This is a genomic window from Dehalobacterium formicoaceticum, from assembly GCF_002224645.1.
Taxonomy (GTDB): Bacteria; Bacillota; Dehalobacteriia; order Dehalobacteriales; family Dehalobacteriaceae; genus Dehalobacterium; species Dehalobacterium formicoaceticum.
Map to the genome: position 1 here is coordinate 1,139,488 of NZ_CP022121.1, position 25,191 is coordinate 1,164,678.

The 25,191-nt window shown below is 44.1% G+C and carries 22 protein-coding genes, 5 tRNA genes, 1 pseudogene and 2 other annotated features; all 28 genes and pseudogenes read left to right on the plus strand.

Going from position 1 to position 25,191, the window contains the following annotated elements:
• Nucleotides 1-65: 65 nt before the first annotated feature.
• Nucleotides 66-1,211, plus strand: a complete 1,146-nt coding sequence (locus CEQ75_RS05545; protein ID WP_089609445.1) for a PIN/TRAM domain-containing protein — start codon at nucleotides 66-68, stop codon at nucleotides 1,209-1,211.
• A complete protein-coding gene (gene ispD / locus CEQ75_RS05550; RefSeq protein ID WP_242965383.1) occupies nucleotides 1,199-1,903 on the plus strand; it encodes a 2-C-methyl-D-erythritol 4-phosphate cytidylyltransferase in 705 nt (234 codons plus the stop codon). The genes CEQ75_RS05545 and ispD overlap by 13 nt, the downstream gene beginning before the upstream one ends.
• On the plus strand, nucleotides 1,900-2,406 hold the full coding sequence (ispF, locus tag CEQ75_RS05555; RefSeq protein WP_089609446.1) for a 2-C-methyl-D-erythritol 2,4-cyclodiphosphate synthase: 507 nt from the start codon (nucleotides 1,900-1,902) through the stop codon (nucleotides 2,404-2,406). Before ispD ends, ispF begins: the two co-directional genes overlap by 4 nt.
• On the plus strand, nucleotides 2,384-3,361 hold the full coding sequence (gene corA, locus CEQ75_RS05560) for a magnesium/cobalt transporter CorA (protein WP_157677344.1): 978 nt from the start codon (nucleotides 2,384-2,386) through the stop codon (nucleotides 3,359-3,361). Before ispF ends, corA begins: the two co-directional genes overlap by 23 nt.
• 34 nt (nucleotides 3,362-3,395) lie before the next feature.
• Nucleotides 3,396-4,733: a DNA recombination protein RmuC gene (locus CEQ75_RS05565; RefSeq protein WP_089609448.1), complete on the plus strand. Its 1,338-nt coding sequence runs from the start codon at nucleotides 3,396-3,398 to the stop codon at nucleotides 4,731-4,733.
• Between the two features lie 50 nt (nucleotides 4,734-4,783).
• Nucleotides 4,784-4,993 (plus strand) — a binding site (T-box leader).
• Nucleotides 4,994-5,086: 93 nt separating this feature from the next.
• Nucleotides 5,087-5,764: a serine O-acetyltransferase gene (cysE, locus tag CEQ75_RS05570; RefSeq protein ID WP_089609449.1), complete on the plus strand. Its 678-nt coding sequence runs from the start codon at nucleotides 5,087-5,089 to the stop codon at nucleotides 5,762-5,764.
• Nucleotides 5,751-7,205, plus strand: coding sequence for a cysteine--tRNA ligase (gene cysS, locus CEQ75_RS05575; RefSeq protein WP_089612515.1), 1,455 nt, complete (start codon nucleotides 5,751-5,753; stop codon nucleotides 7,203-7,205). The genes cysE and cysS overlap by 14 nt, the downstream gene beginning before the upstream one ends.
• Nucleotides 7,198-7,614 (plus strand): Mini-ribonuclease 3, encoded by a 417-nt coding sequence (locus CEQ75_RS05580; protein ID WP_242965384.1) that lies wholly within the window; start codon nucleotides 7,198-7,200, stop codon nucleotides 7,612-7,614. Before cysS ends, CEQ75_RS05580 begins: the two co-directional genes overlap by 8 nt.
• 19 nt (nucleotides 7,615-7,633) lie before the next feature.
• Nucleotides 7,634-8,314: an FAD-dependent thymidylate synthase gene (thyX, locus tag CEQ75_RS05585; RefSeq protein ID WP_089609450.1), complete on the plus strand. Its 681-nt coding sequence runs from the start codon at nucleotides 7,634-7,636 to the stop codon at nucleotides 8,312-8,314.
• A gap of 5 nt (nucleotides 8,315-8,319) precedes the next feature.
• A pseudogene (rlmB, locus tag CEQ75_RS05590) lies at nucleotides 8,320-9,059 on the plus strand (23S rRNA (guanosine(2251)-2'-O)-methyltransferase RlmB).
• Nucleotide 9,060: 1 nt separating this feature from the next.
• Entirely contained in the window at nucleotides 9,061-9,573 is a 513-nt protein-coding gene (locus CEQ75_RS05595) for an NYN domain-containing protein (protein ID WP_157677345.1), read from the plus strand.
• A gap of 48 nt (nucleotides 9,574-9,621) precedes the next feature.
• Nucleotides 9,622-11,316: a glutamine--tRNA ligase/YqeY domain fusion protein gene (locus CEQ75_RS05600; RefSeq protein ID WP_089612517.1), complete on the plus strand. Its 1,695-nt coding sequence runs from the start codon at nucleotides 9,622-9,624 to the stop codon at nucleotides 11,314-11,316.
• 190 nt (nucleotides 11,317-11,506) lie between these two features.
• A complete protein-coding gene (sigH, locus tag CEQ75_RS05605) occupies nucleotides 11,507-12,154 on the plus strand; it encodes an RNA polymerase sporulation sigma factor SigH (RefSeq protein WP_089609452.1) in 648 nt (215 codons plus the stop codon).
• 64 nt (nucleotides 12,155-12,218) lie between these two features.
• Nucleotides 12,219-12,294 (plus strand) — tRNA-Thr (locus tag CEQ75_RS05610).
• A 46-nt stretch (nucleotides 12,295-12,340) separates the two neighbouring features.
• Nucleotides 12,341-12,426, plus strand: a tRNA-Tyr gene (locus CEQ75_RS05615).
• Nucleotides 12,427-12,431: 5 nt separating this feature from the next.
• Nucleotides 12,432-12,507, plus strand: a tRNA-Met gene (locus tag CEQ75_RS05620).
• Nucleotides 12,508-12,511: 4 nt separating this feature from the next.
• Nucleotides 12,512-12,587: transfer RNA gene (locus CEQ75_RS05625), tRNA-Thr, on the plus strand.
• Between the two features lie 58 nt (nucleotides 12,588-12,645).
• A tRNA-Met gene (locus CEQ75_RS05630) sits at nucleotides 12,646-12,721 on the plus strand.
• 226 nt (nucleotides 12,722-12,947) lie between these two features.
• Nucleotides 12,948-14,153 (plus strand): elongation factor Tu, encoded by a 1,206-nt coding sequence (tuf, locus tag CEQ75_RS05635; RefSeq protein ID WP_089609453.1) that lies wholly within the window; start codon nucleotides 12,948-12,950, stop codon nucleotides 14,151-14,153.
• A gap of 222 nt (nucleotides 14,154-14,375) precedes the next feature.
• The gene (gene rpmG, locus CEQ75_RS05640) at nucleotides 14,376-14,525 is read left to right on the plus strand and encodes a 50S ribosomal protein L33 (RefSeq protein WP_089609454.1); all 150 of its coding nucleotides are present in this window, start codon (nucleotides 14,376-14,378) and stop codon (nucleotides 14,523-14,525) included.
• Nucleotides 14,526-14,553: 28 nt separating this feature from the next.
• On the plus strand, nucleotides 14,554-14,778 hold the full coding sequence (secE, locus tag CEQ75_RS05645) for a preprotein translocase subunit SecE (protein WP_089609455.1): 225 nt from the start codon (nucleotides 14,554-14,556) through the stop codon (nucleotides 14,776-14,778).
• Nucleotides 14,779-14,844: 66 nt separating this feature from the next.
• Nucleotides 14,845-15,369 (plus strand): transcription termination/antitermination protein NusG, encoded by a 525-nt coding sequence (gene nusG / locus CEQ75_RS05650; protein ID WP_089609456.1) that lies wholly within the window; start codon nucleotides 14,845-14,847, stop codon nucleotides 15,367-15,369.
• A gap of 79 nt (nucleotides 15,370-15,448) precedes the next feature.
• The gene (rplK, locus tag CEQ75_RS05655; protein ID WP_089609457.1) at nucleotides 15,449-15,874 is read left to right on the plus strand and encodes a 50S ribosomal protein L11; all 426 of its coding nucleotides are present in this window, start codon (nucleotides 15,449-15,451) and stop codon (nucleotides 15,872-15,874) included.
• Between the two features lie 59 nt (nucleotides 15,875-15,933).
• Nucleotides 15,934-16,632, plus strand: a complete 699-nt coding sequence (rplA, locus tag CEQ75_RS05660; RefSeq protein WP_089609458.1) for a 50S ribosomal protein L1 — start codon at nucleotides 15,934-15,936, stop codon at nucleotides 16,630-16,632.
• Between the two features lie 39 nt (nucleotides 16,633-16,671).
• Nucleotides 16,672-16,801: a sequence feature (ribosomal protein L10 leader region), on the plus strand.
• 21 nt (nucleotides 16,802-16,822) lie between these two features.
• On the plus strand, nucleotides 16,823-17,350 hold the full coding sequence (rplJ, locus tag CEQ75_RS05665) for a 50S ribosomal protein L10 (RefSeq protein WP_089609459.1): 528 nt from the start codon (nucleotides 16,823-16,825) through the stop codon (nucleotides 17,348-17,350).
• A gap of 61 nt (nucleotides 17,351-17,411) precedes the next feature.
• Nucleotides 17,412-17,792 (plus strand): 50S ribosomal protein L7/L12, encoded by a 381-nt coding sequence (rplL, locus tag CEQ75_RS05670; RefSeq protein ID WP_089609460.1) that lies wholly within the window; start codon nucleotides 17,412-17,414, stop codon nucleotides 17,790-17,792.
• A 312-nt stretch (nucleotides 17,793-18,104) separates the two neighbouring features.
• Entirely contained in the window at nucleotides 18,105-21,599 is a 3,495-nt protein-coding gene (gene rpoB / locus CEQ75_RS05675; RefSeq protein ID WP_089609461.1) for a DNA-directed RNA polymerase subunit beta, read from the plus strand.
• Nucleotides 21,600-21,634: 35 nt separating this feature from the next.
• Nucleotides 21,635-25,171: a DNA-directed RNA polymerase subunit beta' gene (rpoC, locus tag CEQ75_RS05680; protein WP_089609462.1), complete on the plus strand. Its 3,537-nt coding sequence runs from the start codon at nucleotides 21,635-21,637 to the stop codon at nucleotides 25,169-25,171.
• Nucleotides 25,172-25,191 lie beyond the last annotated feature (20 nt).

Below are 25,191 nucleotides of genomic sequence, written 5' to 3' on the forward strand. Positions count from 1 at the left end.
TCCATTAATGACGTATAATGTACCTTATAGCGTGCAAAATAATAGGGATGAGGAAAGGAGGTGAGATGATGGTTAAGAAAGTTATCCGCTTTTTAATTGGTGCAGCTTCAGCCTTTGGTGGTTTTTATTTAAGCAGGTTTTTAGCAGCATACTTTTGGGGCAACCTGAACGGTGCCATGTGGTGGGCAGTTATATCTTTTGGCGTGTTAGGATTCTTTCTGATTGGTTTTATGGCGGCACCCGGTATTATCACAGGAATTCAACGTTTTACCAATTGGTCTTTGAATCAGCTGTTTAAGATACCCATTCAAGACATTGTAGGGGGAGCAATCGGACTTATAATTGGTCTTTTTATTGCCAATCAGTTTGGCGCGTCTATAGCACGGATTAAATATGTCGGGCCTTATTTGTCTTTAGCGGTTAGTTTGTTTTTGGGATATGTAGGGCTTTCTTTTGGGATCAAAAAAAGAGAAGAAATTCTTTCCTTCTTATTCGCTCTCAAGCGTTTTGCCACCAAAGAAAAAGAAAAACTGCAAAAAAGCAGCGGCCCCAAAATACCTTGCAAGATTTTAGATACCAGTGTGATTATTGACGGCAGGATTTCCGATATATGTAAAACAGGCTTTATTGAAGGAACCATAGTGATCCCCAATTTTGTTTTAGAGGAATTACAGCATATTGCGGATTCTTCGGATTTATTAAAAAGGAACCGGGGACGGCGGGGATTGGATATCCTGAATAAACTAAGGCAAGATTTCGATATGATGCTGGAAATTGTGGACAAGGATTATGATGATATCGCAGAAGTGGACAGCAAATTAATTCGATTAGCCAAAGATATGAAAGGTTATGTGGTAACCAATGATTTTAATCTTAATAAGGTTGCCCAGCTGCAGGGTGTAATGGTTTTAAATATTAATGAGTTGGCGAATGCTGTCAAACCGGTGGTGCTGCCGGGGGAAGAAATGGTTGTGCGGCTGATGAAAGAGGGCAAGGAATTGGGCCAAGGGATCGGATATCTTGATGATGGTACCATGATTGTAGTAGAAAATGGTCGAAGATTTATGGGTCAAGTTATTGAAGTGATCGTGACCAGTGTTTTGCAAACGGCAGCAGGAAGGATGATATTTGCCAAACCCAAGCAAATGGATAAAAGATCAAATATCAGTAATGATTTGGACAGTAGGAGTGAGTTCCATTGCATAACATAACAGGGGTTATCCCGGCTGCCGGTCGGGGAAGCAGAATGAAAAAAGATGTGAACAAGCAATTTTTGATGCTCAAAGGCAAACCTGTTTTGGTTCATACCTTGGAAATTTTTGAGTCATGTCCTTTCATTCAGGAAATCATTCTGGTGGCATCCTCCGGTGAAGAGGATTACTGTCGTCGCTTAATCAAAGAATATGAATTTTCAAAAATCCCCCGGATTATAACGGGGGGAGAAGATCGTTTTCATTCTGTTCTCAACGGATTGAAAGGAATTTCACCACAATCTGAGATAGTGGCCGTGCATGATGGCGCGCGGCCACTATTGTTGCGTTCAGACTTGGAGAAAATTATTAAAGCAGTTGCCACAGACGACGCCCAGGATGGGGCGATTTTGGCTGTTCCGGTGAAGGATACGATTAAGGAAATTGGCGAGGGGGATATCGTGCAGGGTACTTTAGATCGTTCAAAATTATGGATTGCCCAGACCCCTCAGGTGTTTCCCAAGGAGATCCTGCAGTTTGCCTATCGTAAGGCTTTGGAGGAGAATTTTAGGGGGACAGATGATGCTTCTCTGGTGGAACGCTCTGGAATGAGGGTTAAAATCATTCCAGGTAATTATGAGAACATCAAAATCACCACGCCGGAAGATTTTGATTTGGCAGCGCTCATTTTAGAAAGGAGAGGATACAGGTGAGGATAGGTTGCGGTTATGATGTTCATGCCATGGTGCCCGGCCGAAAACTGATTTTGGGGGGTGTGGAAATCCCTTATCCATCGGGTCTTCTGGGTCATTCTGATGCAGATGTGGCACTTCATGCCATCATGGATGCCCTGTTAGGCGCTGCCGGATTAGGAGACATCGGAAAACATTTTCCTGACACAGATCCTGAGTATCAAGGGGTTTCCAGTATGGTTTTATTAAAGGAAGTGCAATCCCTTCTGCAACAAAAGGGTTATCGGGTTCATAATCTGGACGTGGTCATCGTGGCTGAACGGCCAAAGCTGGCACCCTATATTGAAACCATGTGTCAAAACATTGCCGGTGTCTTGGGCATTGAGAGAGACCGGGTGAATGTCAAGGCCACCACTACCGAAAGATTGGGTTTTACAGGGAGAGAGGAAGGTCTGGCCGCACAGGCTGTGGCGATGATTTGTGACCATGGGGGGGAGTTATGTGCAGGTTCTCAGGTATCGTGAGGGGGCATATCATGAGGAAGAAATCTCGGTGGAGTCGATCTCGTCCCGCGCTTCTTTTGATGAAGATTATGATGTGACCTGGATCAGAGTGACCGGTCTCGGTGATACCGCTTTATTGGAGCAGCTGGGTGAGAAATTCCATATTCATATGCTGGCATTGGAGGGTATTGTAAATACTATGCAACGCCCCAAATTTGAAGATTACGGAGCATACTTTTTTGTTGTTTTAAAGAGTATCCATAGTTGGGAGCAAGAAGAAAACATCCCTATTTCTCAGGTCAGTATGCTGGTGGGGGAAAAGATTGTGATTACCTTTGAAGAAAAGGAGGAATTTTTCTTCCATGCAGTTTGGGAACGAGTGGTCAGCAATAAAGGATTAATCCGCAAAAAGAAGGCTGATTTTTTGGCTTATTCCCTGGTGGATGCGATCGTGGACAGTTATTTTTCCGTGCTTGAAAAATTGGGTGAAGAATTGGAGCAACTGGAAGAAAGACTGATTTATGATCCTGACAAAGAAGCAATTCATGCCATTCACCGGATGAAAAGACAGATGCTGCAGCTTAGGCGCGCCCTCTGGCCGTTAAGGGAAGTAATTGGTAATATGGAAAGAGGGGTCACATCTTTGATTCATAGTACCACGACGGTATATTTAAGGGATGTATACGATCACGTCATTGACATGTTGGATGTGATTGAGAATTATCGTGAAATGCTTTCCGGAATGCTGGATATTTACTTGTCCAGCGTCAGTAATCGCATGAATGAAATCATGAAAGTGCTGACGGTCATTTCCACAATTTTTATTCCGCTGACTTTTATCACCAGCTTATACGGGATGAATTTTATCTTTATGCCGGAACTGAAATACCAGTGGGCCTATCCGGCGGTGCTAGGCGTGATGCTTTTGATTAGCCTGGCTATGATATTATTCTTCTGGCGCAAAAAATGGCTGTAAGTTGATTGCTTTTTAGGAGGGTGGTGTAGCTGTTATGAATGATCCATTGCTGTATGGGTTGCTTTTTGTCCTTATTTTAAATTGTATTCTTTTGTTGATGCTGCTGATGGGTAAAGGGAAACAGGATCAAGACATGCCGAAATTGGAAGCCCTTCTCTCCGGTTTGGAAAAAAATCAGGAAAAAATGGAACGGACCATCCAAAATGAGTTGGCACGCAGCCGTGAAGAGAATTCTCTTCTGGCTAAGGAAGATCGCCAGGAAATGAGTACCTCCATCCAAGGCTTTGGCAATCTTTTCTTAAGCCGTATGACGGAAATTGCTTCCCTGCAAAAAAATCAGCTTGATGTGTTTTCCCAGCAGTTGACCGGCTTAACCCGTATTAACGAGGAAAAACTGGAAAAAATGCGCTTAACCCTGGAAGAGCGATTGGCTTTTTTGCAGGATGAGAATGGGAAAAAGTTAGATCAAATGAGAGCAGCAGTCGACGAAAAACTTCAAGTGACCTTGGAGAAACGTTTAGGGGAATCTTTTAAGTTGGTAAGTGAGCGTTTGGAACAAGTGCATCAAGGCCTTGGAGAAATGCAGACTTTGGCCTCAGGTGTTGGCGACTTAAAAAAAGTTCTCACCAACGTCAAAACGAGAGGTACCTGGGGAGAAATCCAGTTGGGTAGTATTTTAGAACAGATTTTAACCCCGGATCAATATGCGCAAAATGTTGTTACCAAAAAAAGGGGCTCAGAACGGGTGGAGTTTGCCATAAAATTACCGGGACGAGGGGAGAAAGAAGAAAATGTATGGCTGCCCATTGATGCCAAGTTTCCCCAGGAGGATTATCTCAGACTTTTGGAAGCAAGGGAAAAAGGGGAACCCGTATTAGCTCGGGAAGCGGAAAAAATGCTGGAAACCCGCATCAAAGGAGAGGCCAGGATGATTAAAGAAAAATATTTGGATCCTCCCTATACCACGGATTTTAGCATTATGTTCCTGCCTACGGAGAGTCTCTATGCGGAGGTGGTGCGCTGTCCCGGACTATGTGAATCCCTGCAGCAGGTTTACCGCGTTGTGGTCTCCGGTCCTACAACCTTAGCCGCATTGTTAAACAGCTTGCAAATGGGCTTTCGCACCCTGGCAATTGAAAAACGATCTAGTGAGGTATGGACTTTATTAGGGGCCGTGAAAACTGAGTTTGTTCGCTTTGGGGACATCTTGGATAAGACCCAGAAGAAGTTGAAGGAAGCCAGTAATACCATTGAAGATGCGGCGAAAAAGTCCCGTAATATTGAACGAAAATTAAAGAAGGTACAGGAATTACCCTCGGAGATGAGCGAACAATTACTGGAAGAAGAGGAAAGCAAATTACTTACTTCTTGACTTCCTACTGCAGGACAGAGTATAATCCTATATAAATTAAAAATTATTGGAAGATGATAATGATGGGAAGAGTAAGTCGTCATGGTTCTTCAGAGAGAATCCGTCATCGGGTGTAAGCGGATTTAGATCACATGCGGTTGAAGTGCATCCCGGAATCCACAGCCTGAATGAAAACTAGGGTTGTGCGCAGCCGGCGTTAATGGTTTTTGAGAGGAGCTTATGCTTAATCAGAGTGGAACCGCGGGTATACCGTCTCTGTAGGAAACTATAGAGACGGTTTTCTTTATGCGCACACAGGTGACTTTTTTAGACATATGATAAGAAATGTGATATTCTGACAAGGGAGAGTAATAATGTTTAAAAGATTAAAAAAAGATGTGCAAGTGGTTTTTGAACGTGATCCGGCGGCAACGGGTGTATGGGAAGTTATCTTGTGCTATCCGGGGCTGCATGCCATATGGATGCATCGTCTGGCCCACAAACTTTATAAAAGAAAATGGATTTTTTGGGCCAGATTTATTTCTCATATTAATCGGTTTCTGACCGGTATTGAAATTCATCCCGGGGCGGTTTTAGGAGAAGGTTTATTTATTGATCATGGGATGGGAATCGTCATTGGGGAAACCTGTGAGATCGGGGAAAATGTTACCATCTATAAAGGGGTAGTTTTAGGGGGAACAGGAAAAGAACATGGCAAAAGGCACCCCACCATTGGCGATAATGTGGTGGTCAGCAGCAATGCTACCGTCTTAGGATCCATCAAAATCGGCAATAATGCCAAAATCGGCGCAGGATCTGTTGTCTTAAAGGAGGTTCCGGATAATTGCACGGTAGTGGGTGTGCCCGGTAAGGTTGTGGTGTGTGACGGCAGGAAAATCGTAAAGGCCGGGACCGCGGATATTGATTTGGAACATGGCAAACTGCCGGATCCCATCACAGAGATGCTCAATTGCCAGCAACAGAGAATTGAGGTCCTGGAAAAAAAGATCTTGAAATTGGAGGGACAAAAAGATGTCAATCAAAGTCTTTAATACCTTGACAAAGAATAAGGAAGAACTTAATCCCCGGGACCCGGGTAAAGTGAGCATGTACGTGTGCGGCCCTACCACCTACAATTATATTCATTTGGGCAATGCGCGGCCTTTAATTGTTTTTGATACCGTGCGTCGATATCTGAAATATCGGGGCTATCAGGTAACCTATATTCAAAATTTTACTGATATTGATGATAAAATAATCAACAGGGCCCATGAAGAAGGGGAAACCCCCAAGGAATTGGCGGAGAAATACATTCAGGCATATTTTGAAGATGCAGACGCCCTGCATGTTTTAAGGGCAGATGTACATCCTAAGGTGACTGAACACATGGACGAGATTATTCAAATGGTTCAGGGCATTGTGGAGAAAGGGCATGCTTATGAGGTGCATGGCAATGTGTATTTTGATGTGCGCAGCTTTTCCGCCTATGGGCATCTTTCCGGCCGGGATCTGGATGAAATGAAATCCGGGGCGCGGGTGGATGTGGATGACGAAAAACATGATCCCCTGGATTTTGCTCTCTGGAAAGCCGCAAAGCAGGGTGAACCCAGTTGGCCCAGCCCTTGGGGGCCGGGACGGCCGGGCTGGCATATTGAGTGTTCTGCTATGAGTTTAAAATATTTGGGGCCTGGTTTTGATATTCATGGGGGAGGGGCGGATTTAATTTTTCCTCATCATGAAAATGAAATCGCTCAAACGGAAGCTTATTCAGGACAGCCCTTTGTGCGCTATTGGCTGCATAATGGATTTATCACCGTCAATGAGGAAAAAATGTCTAAGTCCCTGGGGAATTTCTTTTTGGTACGGGATATTTTAAAAAAATTCCCCTCCGATGTGGTACGTTTTTATCTCCTTTCCACCCATTACCGCAGCCCTTTGGATTTTGATGATCAAAAACTGCATGTGGCGGAGAAGGGTTTGGAACGCATCCGCACTTCATTGAGATTAACGGAAAGTACATTGACACTTTGTAAAAAAGCCCAGGAAGCCGGGCAAGCAGATACGGAACAGATGATGGACAAAATGGCCCAGTGTAAATCTGCTTTCATTGAGGCCATGGACGATGATTTTAACACCGCTCTGGCGATAGCCGCTGTTTTTGACTTTTGCCGAGAGGTAAATAGTTTTATTAACGATCATAACTTTAAGCCGGGTAAAAATGCCCTGCCCGTGCTTCTTCAGATTTCAGAAATTTTCGAGAACTTTCATAGCGTCCTGGGGATGGTAAAACCTGCCCCTGAAAGTTGCAGCGGGGATGAAGGACTGGAAGATAAATTAATGGAAATAATTATTAATATCAGGCAGGAAGCGCGGGGTAAGAAGGATTGGACAACCGCCGATATCATCCGGGATCAATTGAAGGACACCGGGATTGTGCTGGAAGACACGCCCCATGGTGTGCGTTGGAAAAAAATAGATGGTGACCATGAATAAAGATCAAGCTGTTTTAAATCCGGAATTATTACCTGCTTTAACTTTGGCTTATATTGGCGATGCCGTGTATGAACTTTGGGTGCGGAAGCATTTGGTCACCCAGGGCTGTATCCGGGTGAACACCCTTCATCATCAGGCTATCAAATATGTTAATGCCGCTGCCCAATCGGAACTGGCCGGACGCTTGGCCCCTTTATTAGATGATCGGGAAATGCAAATTTTCAAAAAAGGCCGCAATGCCAAAAGCGGGCGTCAGCCGAAAAACATGGAGATGATCGATTATCGCCGGGCCACCGGATTGGAAGCTTTAGTGGGCTATTTATATTTATTAAACAAAGAGGATAAACTGGAACAAATATTTATGATCTTGCTTGAAATGATTGAAAATCCACCTGCTGATCACAGCTAGCATTATTGGGGAGGGAAATATGAAGGTAAAACTGATAAATTATACACCACATCCGGATGAAACAGTGGCAGCAGCAGCCCGTTTATGTTATTCTCCCCAGAGCGGAGAACAACTCATGGCAAACTTTACCCCCGGAGAAGCGGAAAGATTAATCGAAAAACTCACTTCCCTGGGGCATTTTTCCCCGGTGGAGCATATCTCCTTTACCTTTTCCATTGAAGGGGTAAGCCGGGTTTTGTCCCATCAGCTGGTCCGGCACCGCATCGGGGTTTCCTATTCTCAAAAGTCACAACGTTATGTGCAAGAAGATCAATTTGAATATATCATTCCACCGTCCGTCCGGCAGCATCCTGAGGGCGAAAAAATATTTCGGGAACAAATGACCCGGATTCAAGAAGCCTACCATGAACTGCTGTCCTTTGTTCCGGCTGAGGATGCTCGTTATGTGCTCCCCAATGCCACAGAAACAAAGCTGGTGGTGACCTATAATGCACGCAGCTTGTATCATTTTTTTAGGCTGCGATGCTGCGAAAGAGCTCAATGGGAAATCCGCCATTTGGCGGAATTAATGCTTCAGGAAGTCCGGAAGGTTGCGCCCCATATTTTTAAAAAAGCGGGGCCAACCTGTATTACGGAAGGAGTCTGTTATGAAGGGTCCATGTCCTGTGGGAGAGTGTCCAATATTCAAAGTAGGAGTTGAAGATGATGCCAGATTATGTGGCTGGGCGTAATAGTGTTTCCGAGGTATTAAAATCCGGACGGGCTGTTAATAAGGTTTTTATTGCGCGAGGCAATACGGAAGGATCCATTCGCGCCATCGTGGGAATGATCAAAGAGCGTAAAATTCCTTTGCAGGAAGTTGATAAACAGTATTTAGACAAGCTTACAGGAGAAAGGCACCAGGGTATTGTTGCTGAGGTGGCTCCTTATGAATATGTTGAAATAGAGGACATTATTGCTATCGCCCGAGATAAAGGCGAGGAACCGTTGGTCGTGATTTTAGCAGATCTGGAGGATCCCCATAATTTTGGGGCCATTTTACGCACCGGGGAAGCAGCTGGTATTCATGGTGTGATCATTCCGAAAAGGCGAGGCGTACAATTGAATGCCACGGTCGCCAAGGTATCCTCCGGGGCTGCGGAATATGTTCCGGTGGCTCGGGTGGCTAATTTGGTACAGGCAGTAGAAAAATTAAAAGAGTTAGGTCTATGGGTAACCGGAGCTGATATGCATGGAGAGAAGAATTTGTGGCAGGCGGACCTTAGGGGACCCTTGGCTTTAATTATCGGGGGGAAGGCCGGGGGATACCGAAATTGTTAAAGGAAAAATGCGACTTTCTTACTAATATCCCAATGAAAGGAGCAATTTCTTCATTGAATGCATCTGCTGCGGCTGCGGTGCTGTTATTTGAGGTGCAACGCCAAAGGAGTAAAATGGAGGAATGAAGTGGGAGATGATATTTTAATTGTTGACGGCTATAACATTATTAATGCCTGGCCGGAACTGGTGGCATTGAAAGACGAAAGCTTTGAGCATGCCCGGATTAAATTATTGGATATTATGACCAATTTTCAGGGGATGATCGGTGGCTTGGTGCTTGTTGTTTTTGATGCCCATCAGGTCAAAAAAGGCCTTGGTGTGATTGAGGATTACGGCGGAGTTCAGGTTATATTTACCCGAGAAGGAGAAACCGCTGACTCCTGCATCGAACGACTGGTATCTTTAATACCCCGGGGAACGCGGGTGACTGTAGCCACCTCTGACTGGGCAGAGCAACGTCTGGTGATGGGACAGGGAGCTTTGCGCTTGTCCGCACGGGAGTTTTTAATGCAAGTCAATGAGGTCAGGAGAAAAATGGATATAAAAAAGACCCATCCTGGCAAAAATAGTATTACCTTAGATGATGTCATCGATAGTGAAATCAAAGATACTTTGGAACGGTGGCGTCGTAGCAAGTAAGAATTAGGAGGCATAATTATGGGGACTTATAATGAGGAAGAAAAAAATATGGATCAAGAACAAGAAGGTTCTTCAGCCGCTTCCGTTAATTTTATTCAGGCGATTATTAACCGCGATTTAGCGGAAGGGAAAAACGAGGGCCGGGTCCATACCCGTTTTCCACCGGAACCAAACGGTTATTTACATATTGGACATGCCAAATCTATCTGTCTGAATTTTGGCATTGCCGCCCAGTATCAGGGGCTATGCAATCTGCGCTTCGATGATACCAATCCCAGTAAGGAAGAGGTAGAGTATGTGGAATCCATTCAAAAAGATGTGCGCTGGCTTGGTTTTGATTGGGATGACCGCATGTTTTATGCTTCCGATTATTTCGAGAGACTATATGAATTTGCGGAGCAATTAATCAAGCAGGGCAAGGCTTATGTCTGCGATTTATCAGCCCAAGAAATTAAAGAATTCCGCGGCACTTTAACGGAAGCGGGGCAGAACAGTCCTTACCGTGATCGCACTGTGGAAGAAAATCTCAGACTCTTCAGGGAGATGCGGGCAGGTTCCTATGAAGACGGCGCCAGAGTGCTCAGAGGAAAAATTGATATGGCATCTTCCAATTTAAACATGCGGGATCCGGTCCTGTACCGCATTCAGAGAGCCAGTCATCACCGCACAGGGGATGATTGGTGCATCTATCCGATGTACGATTTTGCCCACCCCTTGTCTGATGCCATTGAACAGATTACCCACTCCATTTGTACCCTGGAGTTTGAAAACCACCGGCCGTTATATGATTGGGTGCTGGAATCCTGCAACATTAATCCTAGACCACAACAGATTGAGTTTGCTCGTTTGAACCTTACTTATACGGTGATGAGCAAAAGGAAGCTGCGCCAATTAGTAGAAAATGGAGATGTTAAGGGATGGGATGATCCCAGAATGCCCACCATCTCCGGGTTGCGCAGACGAGGCTATACTCCGGAAGCAATTAAGGATTTTTGTGAGCGGATTGGAGTGGCCAAAAGCAACAGCACCGTGGATATTTCTCTTTTGGAGCACTGTGTCCGGGAGGACTTGAACCAGCGTGCCCCCAGAGCAATGTGTGTATTACGCCCCCTGAAGGTGATTTTGATAAATTATCCGGAAAATCAGATAGAAATGCTGCCTGGGGAAATTAATCCGGAAGATCCGGGAATGGGGACGAGGGATCTCCCCTTTTCTCGTGAACTCTATATTGAACAAGAAGATTTTATGGAAGATCCGCCGAAGAAATATTTCCGATTATCGCCGGGTTCTGAGGTGCGCTTAAAACACGCTTACATCATCAAGTGTGTGGATGTGATCAAAGATCCCGTTACAGGGGAAGTCAAGGCACTTCATTGCACCTATGATTCAGAAACAAAAAGCGGGATGCCCCAGTCCGGTCGTAAGGTCAAAGGTACCCTGCATTGGGTTTCCGCGGCTCATGCAGTGCCGGCCGAGGTTCGTTTGTATGATCATCTTTTTTTAAAAGAGAATCCGGACGAAGAGCAGGGAGAAGATTTCACAATGAATTTGAATCCACATTCGCTGGAGGTTTTGGAGGAAGCATTGGTGGAACCGGCTTTGACAGAAGCTGCGCCAGGCAATAAATATCAATTCTTGCGACAAGGGTATTTTTGCGTGGATGAAAAATCTTCTGCCACCAGCCTCGTTTTCAATCGAGTGGTATCCCTCAAGGATTCCTGGGGCAAAATGAAAAATAAATAAGAGGCAGCCGATTCGGCGCCTCTCTTGACTTTTTTCATCGGCCTAAGTTATAATGATGTATGTAAAATAGACAGGCAATCGCCTCATATCTCCATGATAAATGGAAATTTTTAATATGGAGAGCATCTTACAAGTATGATATTAATCCAGAAGTACCATTATTTGTAGAAAATGGGGTGGGGACGAGAAGATGAGTGTGAATGTGCAGAGAGATGTATTTGACGGATTTGTGATGATGGTAGATGAAGATATCGTTGAAATTGCGAAAGACGGCAATATTTCTGCTCAAGAATATTTAATCAATAAATACAAAAATTTTGTTCGTGCAAAAGCCAGATCTTATTTTTTAATTGGAGCTGACCGGGAAGATATCATTCAAGAGGGCATGATTGGCCTTTATAAAGCTATTAGAGATTTCAGATGTGATAAGTTATCCTCTTTTCGCGCCTTTGCCGAACTCTGTATTACCCGACAAATTATTACGGCCATAAAAACTGCTACCAGACAAAAGCACATTCCATTGAATTCTTACGTCTCTTTAAACAAACCGATTTATGATGAGGATTCAGACCGTACCTTATTGGATGTGATTTCCGGAGCCAAGATTACGGATCCGGAAGAATTGGTAATCAGCAGAGAAGAGTTTGATGATATTGAAGAAAAGATGGGAGAAATCCTCAGCTCATTAGAGTGGAAGGTTCTCATGTTCTATTTGGAGGGTAAGTCATACCAGGAAATCGCGGTGGACTTGAATCGTCATGTGAAATCGATTGATAACGCTTTGCAACGGGTAAAAAGAAAGCTGGAACGTTACTTAGTAAATCGTGAAGGTGCTTAAAAAATTAAGTAAAAAAACATTGACTTTCAAAATCAGACTTGGTATAATGGGTTTTGTCAGTTGCGCCGACGTAGCTCAATTGGTAGAGCAGCTGACTTGTAATCAGCAGGTTGCGGGTTCGAGTCCCATCGTCGGCTCCAGTACGTCAAATCAGAAATTCGAAGTTTTAAGTTGCATAATAAATATGGAGGGGTTCCCGAGTTGGCCAAAGGGGGCAGACTGTAAATCTGCTGGCTCCGCCTTCACTGGTTCGAATCCAGTCCCCTCCACCAATTATCGCGGAGTGGAGCAGTTGGTAGCTCGTCGGGCTCATAACCCGAAGGTCGCAGGTTCAAGTCCTGCCTCCGCAACCAATTTGCCGCTGTAGCTCAGTCGGTAGAGCGCATCCTTGGTAAGGATGAGGCCACCAGTTCAACTCTGGTCAGTGGCTCCAATTAAAAGCAAAGAAACGGAATTTCCGTTTTTTTTATATCTTTACAGATCGTTTATATCGCGGAGTGGAGCAGTTGGCAGCTCGCCGGGCTCATAACCCGAAGGTCGCAGGTTCAAGTCCTGCCTCCGCAACCAAGACTCGTTAGCTTTCAGAAAATATTCTGAAAGCTTTTTACATTGGTTAAATTTTTTATTTTGGTGTATAATATTGGATATAGATTTTGATGAGTGCAAGATTAATTTTTTGTGCCTCTCAAGAGGAAAAATGCTTTGGATGTAGAATTCATATCAAGATTTGACATTTATTGCAGAATATTTTTATATTTAGTATAATAAGCGAAAATATTTGGAGGGAAAAATCATGGCAAAACAAAAATTTGAAAGAAATAAACCCCATATTAACGTGGGAACCATTGGTCACGTAGACCACGGCAAAACCACTTTAACGGCAGCTATTACCTCTTGCTTGTCCCATGTGGGCGGCGCAGTAGCCACTGCCTATGATCAGATTGACAATGCACCGGAAGAAAAAGCCCGTGGGATCACGATTAATACTTCCCACGTGGAATATCAAACGGAAAAAAGACACTATGCCCACGTAGACTGCCCGGGTCACGCCGACTATGTCAAAAACATGATTACAGGCGCAGCCCAGATGGACGGGGCAATTTTGGTGGTATCGGCAGCAGACGGTCCTATGCCTCAAACCCGGGAACACATTTTGTTAGCCCGTCAGGTTGGTGTTCCTTATATTGTGGTCTTTATGAATAAAGCAGATCAGGTGGATGATCCGGAATTAATGGAATTGGTAGAAATGGAGATCCGGGAACTTCTTTCTGAATATGAATTTCCCGGTGATGATATTCCCATTATTGCAGGATCGGCTTTAAAAGCTTTGGAATGCGGCTGCGGAGACAGAGAATGTGCTGACTGCGGACCGATCTGGAAACTGATGGATGCAGTAGATGCATATATTCCGACACCTGAAAGAGATAAGGACAAACCTTTCTTAATGCCGATTGAAGACGTATTTACGATCACCGGCCGTGGTACGGTGGTAACAGGCAGAGTGGAAAGAGGCGCGGTGAAAGTAGGAGACACGGTGCAAATCGTGGGCTTAATGGACGAAAAGAAACAGACGGTGGTAACGGGCGTAGAAATGTTCCGTAAGCTGCTGGATTATGCAGAAGCAGGAGACAATGTGGGCTGCCTTTTAAGAGGGATCGAAAGAAAAGACGTGGAACGGGGCCAGGTATTGGCAAAACCGAACAGCATCAATCCTCATACCAAATTTGAAGGGGAAGTATATGTCTTGTCCAAAGAAGAAGGAGGCAGACATACCCCGTTCTTTAATGGCTATCGGCCTCAGTTCTATTTCAGAACCACCGACGTAACGGGTGTAGCTAATCTTCCTGAAGGTGTGGAAATGGTAATGCCGGGGGATAACATCAAGATGAGTATTGAATTAATCACCCCCATTGCTATTGAAGAAGGATTGCGTTTCGCCATTCGAGAAGGCGGACGGACGGTAGGAGCAGGTGTTGTTTCCGGTATCATCGCCGACTAAAAAAGGCGGGACATTGTGCCCGCTTTTTAAAATATCAAAAATAATGATACTTTTTATCAATCATTATTTTATTAATCATTATTCACAACTGCCGAAATTTTTAGTAGGTTACAATTCGAAGGTGAAGTAAAAAGACTTGACTCTTATTTTAATTTGTGTTAGATTATTCAAGTAAGTCTATCAGAAGAGGTATGTTTGTCGAGCAGTTAGGAGGTGGCAACAGTGCGTGTAGCAGCTACTTTGGCTTGTACGGAATGTAAACGACGCAATTATATAACGAATAAGAATAAGAAGAACAATCCGGATCGAATGGAGTTAAAAAAGTATTGCAGTTTCTGCAAAACTCATACAACACATAAAGAATCGAAATAAAGTTATCTCTTATTAAGGATGTGAGCTCATGGTTGCTGGTAAGGCTGCAGCCAGCTCTTCAAAGGTCGGGTTGAAAGAAAGATCAGGCAAGTTTTTACGAGGAGTCTGGGCAGAGCTGAAGAAGGTTCATTGGCCTGATAGAAAAACAATTGTGATATATACCGGGGTGGTTTTAGCAGCAATCTTTATTATGGCTTTTGCAATTTGGATTGTTGATTCCGCGCTGACGTTTATTCTTAACCGAATATTATAGAAGAGCCTTATGATAAATGTTTCTTAAGGGGGTGCGGGACCTAACTTATTTAGGTTCCCTTCTGTTATGGAAAATCAATGGTATGTGATTCATACTTATGCCGGATATGAGAATAAAGTCAAAGCCAACCTGGAAAAAAGAGTAGAATCCATGAATATGGGAGAAAATATTTTCCGGGTGATTGTACCTATGGAAGATGAGGTACAAATTAAAGATGGCAAAAAAAAGGTTACAAAACGCAAGGTTTTTCCGGGGTATGTATTGGTCGAAATGAATATGACAGATGATTCCTGGTATGTAGTTAGGAATACACCAGGAGTTACCGGTTTTGTGGGTACTGGTTCCAAGCCGGTACCGTTACAGGAAGAAGAGGCAAAATTCATTCTGAAACAGATGGGAGTTCTGGAGCAGAAGATCAAGATTGATTTTGCCGTTGGTGAGGATGTCCGGGTTTCCAATGGACCCTTTGAAAATTTTGTGGGCATTGTTGATGAAATTTATCCTGATAAAGGAAAATTAAAAGTAATGGTTTCCATGTTTGGAAGAGAAACACCTGTGGAATTAGAATTTGGACAGGTTGAAAAAATGTAAGCTTCTCTTTCGAAAGTAAGTATTGAGTGGGAGGGGTTAAGCCCCGTAAAACCACAATCTGAGTTAGGAGGTGTTGTTCATGGCAAAAAAAGTAATGGCTATGGTTAAATTGCAGATTCCTGGAGGTAAAGCGAATCCGGCTCCCCCGGTTGGTCCTGCATTGGGTCAGCATGGTGTGAATATCATGGCGTTCTGTAAAGAATTTAATGAAAGAACAGCCAAAGAACCGGGATTGATTGTGCCTGCTGAAATTACCATATATGCAGATCGTTCCTTTTCTTTTATTATCAAAACTCCGCCGGCAGCTGTTTTGTTGAAAAAAGCAGCGGGAATTGAAAGCGGCTCAGGAGAACCCAACAAGAGAAAAGTTGCCAAATTAACTCGAGCTAAAGTTCAGGAAATTGCAGAAATGAAAATGAAAGATTTGAATGCTGCCGATATTCCTGCCGCAATGCGCATGGTTGAAGGTACTGCCCGCAGCATGGGAATTTCGATTGTTGATTAGTGGCTGACAAAAGTGGGAGGAAGTGTTCTTCCGAATTACCACAAAGGAGGTAGAATAAAATGCCGAAACATGGCAAGAAGTATCAAGATATTGTAAAGAATTATGATTTAAAAACCTTGTATGATCCCGAAGAGGCGTTATCAATCGTCAAAAAAGCGGCACCTGCCAAGTTTGATGAGACTGTTGAAGTGGCAGTACGCCTTAACTTAGATCCCCGGCAAGCAGACCAGCAGATTCGTGGTGCAGTGGTATTGCCACACGGAACCGGCAAAAGCCAGACTGTTTTAGTTTTTGCCAAGGGCGAAAAAGCCAAAGAAGCAGAAGAAGCCGGTGCAGATTTTGTCGGAGCCGAAGAAATGGTAGAAAAAATTCAAGGCGGCTGGTTTGGCTTTGATGTAGCCGTTGCTACACCTGATATGATGGGCGTAGTTGGTAAATTAGGACGTCTGTTAGGCCCCAAAGGCTTAATGCCTAATCCGAAAACGGGCACTGTTACCATGGATGTAACGAAAGCTGTGAATGATGTTAAAGCCGGTAAAATCGAATATCGTCTCGACAAAGCAGCGATTATTCATGCACCTTTAGGGAAGGTGTCATTTGAGGAAGAAAAATTATTTGATAATTATCGAACCTTGATTGATATTCTGTTGAAAGCAAAACCGGCTGTGGCGAAAGGTCAGTATGTGAAGAGCATTACCTTATCCTCAACCATGGGTGCGGGAGTGAAGGTAAATCCTTTAAAGCCGGTTGGTAAATAAGAAGAGCTTGACAACATTCTTTGAATGTGATAGTTTTAGATAAATTTTAATAATTAACTGTAGACAGCAGGTGCCATAGGCATAAAGGGCGACCGCCTGCCGAGGTTGAATGGTTTTTTAAAGAGATCATTAAACCCCTGCATGTCTGCAGGGGTTTAATTTTTATCCTGATTTTGAAGGAGGTGGAAAAGTGACAAAACCACAGCAATTAAAAAAAGAACAGGAAGTGAGCGTGCTCAGTCAGTACATTAGTGAATCTTCCTTCACGGTTTTAACGGATTACCGCGGTCTTGATGTTGCCGAGGTCACGGAGTTAAGAGCAAAAATGAGAGAGGCAGGCATCACATTTAAGGTAGCTAAGAATACCTTAATTAAATTGGCTGCCCATGAACAGGGAATCACCGATTTGGATTCTTATTTAGAAGGTCCCACAGCCGTTGCCTTTAGTGCAGATCCGGTAACATTGGCCAAAATCTTAGTGGACTTTGCGAAAACCCATAATGACTTGGAAATAAAAGCGGGTCTTTTGGAAAAGAAAAATGTTGGTGTTGAAGATCTTAAAAACCTGGCGGAATTACCCCCTCGAGAAGTATTATTGGCAAAAGCGCTGGGGGCAATGCAATCTCCGATGTACGGTTTTGCCGGATCTTTGGCGGGCTTGTTAAGAAAATTTGTTTACGCCTTGGATCAGGTCCGGGAACAGAAAGAACAAGCATAATTTTTTAAGAAAAAAAGCAAGAAAAATAAAAAGCATATGTATTTTGAGGAGGAAATAAATAATGTCTAAAGTTGCCGAAATATTAGAAGCCGTTAAAGGCATGACTGTGTTAGAACTTGCTGAATTGGTAAAAGCTTTTGAAGAAGAATTTGGCGTAAGTGCTGCTGCTCCCGTGGCTGTTGCCGCTGCTCCTGCTGCCGGCGGTGCTGCCCCTGAAGCTGCTGCAGAGCAAAGTGAATTTGACGTCATTTTAACTGCTGCCGGGGACAAGAAAATCAATGTAATTAAGGTCGTTCGGGAAATTACCGCTCTTGGCTTGAAAGAAGCAAAGGAATTAGTTGATGGTGCTCCTAAACCTGTCAAAGAAAAGGTTTCCAAAGAAGAAGCTGAAAGCATTAAGGCTAAATTAGTTGAAGCTGGTGCTAGTGTAGAATTGAAATAATCGATATTCTAAAATATCGTATGAAAATTATTAATAAGGCACCCCCTTGGGGTGCCTTATTAATTGTGGTCTGAAGATCAGCGGAAGAGTAAGGCTGTTATTAAAAGATGAATACAAATAACTGAATGCGTCGGTACGGAAATTAAAGTTGACAACGCTAGCCTTTTGTAGTATTATCGTTTAATGGCTAATATTGCATATTATTTTTATTTTTTTATTTTGTTGAAGGGTGCAGAAGGATTTGTATAAAACACTATTTTATGGGAAAGAATGTAAGGATGGAAAAATTGTCATTGAGGGGTGAGGTATTTGATGGTTGATCCTGCCAATGTTAGTACCAGAACGAGAAGAAGTTATTCCCGCATTGAGGAAGTCATAGATATGCCGAACCTGATTGAGGTTCAAAAAAAGTCATATCGCTGGTTTTTAGATGAAGGTCTGAAAGAAATGTTTGATGACATTTCCCCGATTCAAGACTTTACGGGTAATCTGGTACTGGAGTTTGTGGGTTATACATTAGGTGAATCCAAGTATTCAGTAGAGGACTGTAAAGAAAGAGATGTCACATATGCTGCCCCTCTTCGGGTAAAAGTCCGTTTGATCAATAAGGAAACGGGTGAAGTGAAAGAACAGGAAGTTTTCATGGGGGATTTCCCTTTGATGACGGAAAAGGGCACGTTTATTATTAACGGAGCGGAACGGGTAATTGTCAGCCAGCTGGTCCGTTCCCCCGGGGTATACTATAGTGAATCCATTGATCCCAGCGGAATTCATATTTATGGTGCAACGATTATTCCGAATCGGGGAGCATGGCTGGAATTTGAGACTGATGTCAATGAAAATATTTTTGTCCGGGTTGATCGAACACGAAAGGTACCGGGAACAGTTTTGATTCGGGCATTAGGATATGGCCAGAATGCCCAGATTTTGGACATGTACGACAACGATCGCCGTATTCAAAATACATTGGATAAGGACAGCACAGACTCCGAAGAAGAGGCCTTAGTAGAAATATACAAGAGATTGCGACCTGGCGAACCTCCTACGGTGGATTCTGCCCGTTCTCTTTTGTATACTCTTTTCTTTGATCCGAAACGTTATGATCTTGGTAACGTGGGCCGTTATAAATTGCATAAAAAACTTACCCATGGTATTTTAAAGCGTATTTCTGAGGATGGTTTGATTTGGGACAATGATAAGCATCGTTATGTGGAAGGTGATGTGACTCAGGTAACCCATGATGATTTTATCCGTCACTTGACGAAACCTGATATTATTGAAAGTTTACGGAATTTGTTAAAATTGATGAATGGGGAACGCCAGGCAGACGACATTGATCATTTAGGTAATCGGAGACTGCGTTCGGTCGGAGAACTGCTGCAAAATCAATTTCGCATTGGTTTATCCAGAATGGAGAGGGTCGTACGGGAACGTATGACCATCCAGGATGCAGATGTGATTACACCGCAAGTATTAGTAAACATTCGACCTGTGGTAGCTGCTGTGAAAGAGTTTTTTGGTTCAAGTCAGTTATCCCAGTTTATGGATCAAACGAATCCCTTGGCAGAATTAACCCATAAACGGCGGTTAAGTGCCCTGGGACCTGGTGGGTTATCCCGGGAAAGAGCAGGTTTTGAAGTTCGTGACGTGCACTATTCCCACTATGGAAGAATGTGTCCTATTGAAACACCGGAAGGTCCTAACATCGGCTTAATCGGATCCTTAAGTACCTTTGCCCGCATTAATGAATATGGATTTATTGAAACTCCCTATCGTAAAGTTGATCAGGAACGAGGCGTCGTTACAGAACAAATTGATTATCTGACAGCTGATGAAGAGGATAAATACGTAGTGGCCCAGGCCAATGAACCTCTTGATGAGGAAGGACGATTCATTAATAAACGTGTTGACGCCCGCTATGGCAGTGAAATTATTGTGGTTCCTGCAGAACGGGCGGAGTATATGGATGTAAGCCCTAAACAAGTTGTATCCGTAGCAACAGCTTTGATTCCCTTTTTAGAGCATGATGACGCTAACAGAGCTTTGATGGGTGCCAACATGCAGCGTCAGGCTGTGCCTCTTTTAAGGACAGATGCTCCTTATGTGGGGACGGGGATGGAAGGTAAAACCGCACGGGATTCCTTAGTGGTGGAAATGGCCCAGGATTCGGGCATTGTAGAAAAGGTTACCGGTAATGAAATTATTCTGCGCTCTGAACAAGGAAGTTTGGAACGACACAAACTCCTTAAATTCCAGCGTTCTAACCAGGGCACCTGTATGAACCAAAAACCAATTGTCCGAAGAGGCGAAAGAGTTGAAAAGGGGCAAGTGATCGCCGACGGCCCATCAACGGATCAGGGTGAATTAGCTTTGGGCAGAAATGTCTTGGTAGCCTTTATGACCTGGGAAGGTTATAACTACGAAGATGCTATTTTACTCAGTGCAAAATTGGTGAAAGAGGATTATTATACCTCTATCCATATCGAAGAATATGAGTGTGATGCTCGGGATACAAAGCTTGGCCCTGAAGAAATTACCAGGGATATTCCCAATGTGGGAGAAGATATCCTCAAGGATTTAGATGAAAACGGTATTATCCGGGTAGGGGCAGAAGTAAGACCCGGTGATATTTTAGTAGGAAAAGTAACCCCTAAGGGTGAAACAGAGCTCACGGCTGAGGAACGTCTTTTAAGAGCGATTTTCGGAGAAAAGGCGAGGGAAGTGCGGGATAATTCTTTGCGGGTTCCCCATGGTGAATCAGGAAAGATCGTGGATGTCAAGGTATTTTCTCGTGAAAACGGAGATGAGCTGGCACCCGGCGTAAATAAGCTGGTGCGGGCATATATCGCGCAAAAAAGAAAAATCTCCGTGGGGGATAAAATGGCCGGTCGTCACGGCAATAAAGGGGTAGTATCCAGGATTTTACCGGAAGAGGATATGCCTTTCCTGCCTGATGGTACCCCGGTAGAAATTGTCCTTAATCCTTTAGGTGTACCTTCTCGTATGAATATCGGGCAGGTTTTGGAATGTCATTTAGGTCGGGCTGCGAAAGCATTGGGTATTTATATCGCTACCCCTGTATTTGACGGAGCCCAGGAAGATGATGTTCATAATACCCTTTTGGAAGCAGGCTTGCCGGAAAACGGCAAAACGATTCTATATGATGGACGAACGGGTGATCCCTTCGATAACGAGGTTACCGTTGGCTATACCTATATGCTGAAACTTGCCCATCTGGTAGATGATAAGATCCATGCCAGATCTACCGGACCATACTCTTTGGTTACCCAGCAGCCTCTGGGCGGCAAAGCACAGTTTGGAGGACAACGTTTTGGTGAAATGGAAGTTTGGGCATTGGAGGCGTACGGAGCGGCCCATACCCTCCAGGAAATTCTTACCGTAAAATCTGATGACGTTGTAGGACGGGTAAAGACTTATGAAGCAATTGTCAAAGGGGAGAATGTCCCGGAACCGGGGGTCCCTGAATCCTTCAAGGTGTTGATTAAAGAATTGCAGAGCTTAGGTCTTGATGTGAAAGTACTCTCTGAGGAGGATGAAGAGATCGAAATCAGAGAAGAAGATGAAGATATTACGGGAACAGCAAAGGAATTAGGTCTTGATATTACCGGCGAAAGCGCGGAAGTTAAAGGGGAAAGCGGCAGCACAGAGGAAAACGAAGATGCGGAAGATGAAGACGAAATTGATGATGACCTGGTTTTGGATTTAGGGGACTTAAAATCTTTGGCTGATGATGAACCTGAAGAAGATTTTGAATTTGAAGATACGGATGATGATTTTGATGATTAAGAATAGTATTTCATTTTCTGAAGGGAGAGAGGCCTTTGTTAGATGTTAGTAACTTTGATCGGATGCGTATTGGTCTGGCATCACCTGAACAAATTCGGCAATGGTCCTACGGTGAAGTAAAAAAACCAGAAACAATCAATTACCGGACATTGAAACCTGAACGTGACGGTTTATTCTGTGAAAAAATATTTGGGCCCACCCGGGACTGGGAATGTCATTGCGGAAAATATAAACGGGTCCGATATAAAGGGATTGTCTGTGATCGTTGCGGCGTGGAAGTAACTCGCTCTAAGGTGCGTCGTGAAAGAATGGGCAGCATTGAACTGGCAGCACCGGTATCTCATATCTGGTATTTCAAAGGGATCCCTAGCAGAATGGGCTTGTTGTTGGATATGTCACCCCGTTCCCTGGAAAAGGTGTTATATTTCGTTTCCTATATTGTGCTGGAGCCTGGAGATACTCCTTTAATGAAAAAACAGTTGCTTACAGAGACTGAATATCGGGAATATCGAGATAAGTACGGACAACGTTTCCAGGCCGGAATGGGTGCGGAAGCAATTAAGAGTATGCTGATGGATATGGATTTAGAAAAACTGGCTCAGGAATTACGGACAGAATTTAAAGAAGTAAGCGGGCAAAGAAAAATCAGAGCAATTCGCCGCTTGGAAGTTGTCGAAGCGCTGCTTTCGTCTAATAATCGGCCGGAATGGATGATCATGGATGTGGTTCCGGTTATTCCACCGGAGCTAAGGCCTATGGTGCAATTGGATGGCGGCCGCTTTGCCACCTCAGATTTGAATGATTTGTATCGCAGAGTGATTAATCGTAACAATCGATTGAAAAGACTGCTGGATTTAGGAGCTCCGGATATTATTGTACGGAATGAAAAACGGATGCTCCAGGAAGCCGTAGATGCTTTAATTGATAATGGCCGCCGTGGGAGGCCCGTTACCGGTCCCGGCAATCGACCCTTAAAATCCTTAAGTGATATGCTGAAGGGTAAGCAAGGTCGCTTCCGACAAAACCTGTTAGGAAAGCGGGTTGATTATTCCGGGCGATCCGTGATTGTTGTTGGCCCGGAACTGAAATTTCATCAGTGCGGTTTGCCTAAGGAAATGGCCATTGAACTGTTTAAACCCTTTGTGATGAAAAGATTGGTCAATGACGGGCATGCCCATAATATCAAAAGTGCCAAGAGAATGGTGGAAAGAGTAAAACCGGAGGTTTGGGATGTCCTGGAGGAAGTTATTAAAGAGCATCCTGTCTTACTAAACCGGGCACCAACCCTGCATCGTCTGGGGATTCAAGCTTTCGAACCGGTATTGGTGGAAGGGCGGGCGCTGCAGATTCATCCCTTGGTGTGTACGGCGTATAATGCGGACTTTGACGGCGACCAGATGGCAGTCCATGTGCCATTGTCGGCTGAAGCCCAGTCAGAAGCTCGTTTGCTGATGTTATCGGCTTACAATATTTTAAATCCCAAGGATGGGCATCCGGTAGCGGTACCTACTCAGGACATGGTTCTTGGTTCCTATTATTTAACTGCTTTCCGGGACGGTGCCAAAGGGGAAGGCAAAGCTTTTATCGGTTACAATGATGCCTACTTAGCTTTTATCAATGGCGAGGTGGATCTCCATGCTAAGATCATGGTCAGAAAGCCGGAAGAATGGGATTTTCGTATCGAGAATAAACAGGAAGTAGCTTTTGAGAAGGATCAGCATGGTCGTTATCAGAGATTTGAAACCACGGTCGGAAGACTCATCTTCAACTATGAAATACCCGTCGCTCGGGAATTAGGTTACTATAACAGCGAAGTTGATAAAAAGACTTTGGGCAAAATTGTGGATCGTTGCTATCGTAAGATGGGCGTCTCAGCTGCAGCAGATTTAATTGATGGAATTAAAAAATTAGGTTTTACTTATTCCACGAAGGCGGGGATCACCATTGGGATTAGTGACATCCAGGTACCGGAAACGAAGAAAGATATATTAAAAGAAGCAGAATCATCTGTTGATATGGTGGAAGAGCAGTACCGGCGGGGTCTGATTACAGAGGATGAAAGATATCAAAAGGTGATCGGAATTTGGACAAAAGCGACGGATGACATCACCAGGGAATTAATGGCGCATCTTGATAAATTTAATCCTATTTTTATGATGGCCAATTCCGGTGCTCGAGGTAATGTGCAGCAAATTCGTCAGCTGGCAGGTGCCAGGGGCTTGATGGCGGATCCTTCCGGACGAATTATTGACTTGCCCATTAAAGCCAATTTCCGTGAAGGTTTGACCGTACTGGAATTCTTTATTTCTACCCACGGTGCTCGGAAAGGCTTGGCCGATACCGCCCTTAGAACGGCAGACTCCGGATATTTAACCCGGCGGCTTGTAGACGTAGCCCAGGATGTGATTGTGCGGGAAGATGATTGCGGAGATGTTCAGGGAATCTGGATTGATGAAATCAAGGATATCGAATCATTGGCAGAACGATTAGAAGGCAGAATCGCCAATATTGATGTAGTAGATGAAAGAACAGGGGAAATCCTGGCTCAAGCCGGGGAAGAAATTAATGAGGATCAAGCAGGTAAAATTGAGCAATATGTAATGACTTTGCCGGCAGATAAACGCCGCATCAATATTCGCTCCGTTTTGACTTGCAGAACGAAGCATGGGGTTTGCCGCAAGTGCTATGGCCGTAACTTAGCCACCGGCGATCCGGTAGATATTGGTGAAGCAGTTGGTATCATTGCTGCCCAATCCATCGGGGAACCCGGAACCCAGCTGACGATGAGAACCTTCCACACCGGCGGGGTTGCAGGAGATGATATTACCCAAGGTCTACCCAGGGTCGAGGAATTATTTGAAGCCCGGAAACCCAAAGGGCAGGGGATTATTGCTGAGACAGATGGTGAAGTTAAGGTTGTTGAAAACAAAGGAAAAAGAGAAATCAAAATTCTGCGGGACGGTGAAGAAAAGGATAGTTATTCCGTACCATACGGATCAAGATTGAAAGTTTCCGATGGATTCTATGTTGAAGCAGGTGATGAGCTGACAGACGGTTCCGTGAACCCCCATGATTTATTGAAGGTTAAAGGGATCAGGGGTGTTCAGATGTATCTCTTAAGAGAAGTGCAAAGGGTTTATCGTCTTCAGGGTGTTGATATTAACGACAAGCATATCGAAGTCATGATTCGCCAAATGCTGAAAAAATCAAAGATTGAGGAACCGGGGGATACGGGTCTTCTGCCCGGTGCTCTGGTTGATAATTTTGAGTTTGAGGAGAAAAACCGGGAAGCTCTGGAGCAAGGTTTAGAACCTGCAACTTCTAAGCCCGTATTGCTGGGTATTACTAAAGCTTCATTGGCCACTGATTCTTTCCTTTCGGCAGCTTCCTTCCAGGAAACAACCAGGGTGTTAACTGATGCTGCGATTAAGGGCAAAGTTGATCCTCTCTTAGGGTTGAAGGAAAATGTCATCATCGGTAAACTAATTCCGGCAGGAACAGGCATGTCCAGATATCGGAATATTAAGGTTACTTCCCAAGACCCTGAGGAACTGGAAGTTGAAGAATCTTAAGTATTGACAACGGGTTCGGT

Bases quoted from the DNA above. Each gene is read 5' to 3' on its own strand.
- sigH (WP_089609452.1), top strand. From the start codon at position 11,507: ATGAGTGTGAATGTGCAGAGAGATGTATTTGACGGATTTGTGATGATG.
- CEQ75_RS05565 (WP_089609448.1), top strand. From the start codon at position 3,396: ATGAATGATCCATTGCTGTATGGGTTGCTTTTTGTCCTTATTTTAAAT.
- CEQ75_RS05600 (WP_089612517.1), top strand. From the start codon at position 9,622: ATGGATCAAGAACAAGAAGGTTCTTCAGCCGCTTCCGTTAATTTTATT.
- tuf (WP_089609453.1), top strand. From the start codon at position 12,948: ATGGCAAAACAAAAATTTGAAAGAAATAAACCCCATATTAACGTGGGA.
- thyX (WP_089609450.1), top strand. From the start codon at position 7,634: ATGAAGGTAAAACTGATAAATTATACACCACATCCGGATGAAACAGTG.
- CEQ75_RS05580 (WP_242965384.1), top strand. From the start codon at position 7,198: ATGAATAAAGATCAAGCTGTTTTAAATCCGGAATTATTACCTGCTTTA.
- cysE (WP_089609449.1), top strand. From the start codon at position 5,087: ATGTTTAAAAGATTAAAAAAAGATGTGCAAGTGGTTTTTGAACGTGAT.
- nusG (WP_089609456.1), top strand. From the start codon at position 14,845: ATGGAAAATCAATGGTATGTGATTCATACTTATGCCGGATATGAGAAT.
- CEQ75_RS05545 (WP_089609445.1), top strand. From the start codon at position 66: ATGATGGTTAAGAAAGTTATCCGCTTTTTAATTGGTGCAGCTTCAGCC.
- secE (WP_089609455.1), top strand. From the start codon at position 14,554: ATGGTTGCTGGTAAGGCTGCAGCCAGCTCTTCAAAGGTCGGGTTGAAA.
- rplL (WP_089609460.1), top strand. From the start codon at position 17,412: ATGTCTAAAGTTGCCGAAATATTAGAAGCCGTTAAAGGCATGACTGTG.
- rplK (WP_089609457.1), top strand. From the start codon at position 15,449: ATGGCAAAAAAAGTAATGGCTATGGTTAAATTGCAGATTCCTGGAGGT.
- rplA (WP_089609458.1), top strand. From the start codon at position 15,934: ATGCCGAAACATGGCAAGAAGTATCAAGATATTGTAAAGAATTATGAT.
- rpoB (WP_089609461.1), top strand. From the start codon at position 18,105: ATGGTTGATCCTGCCAATGTTAGTACCAGAACGAGAAGAAGTTATTCC.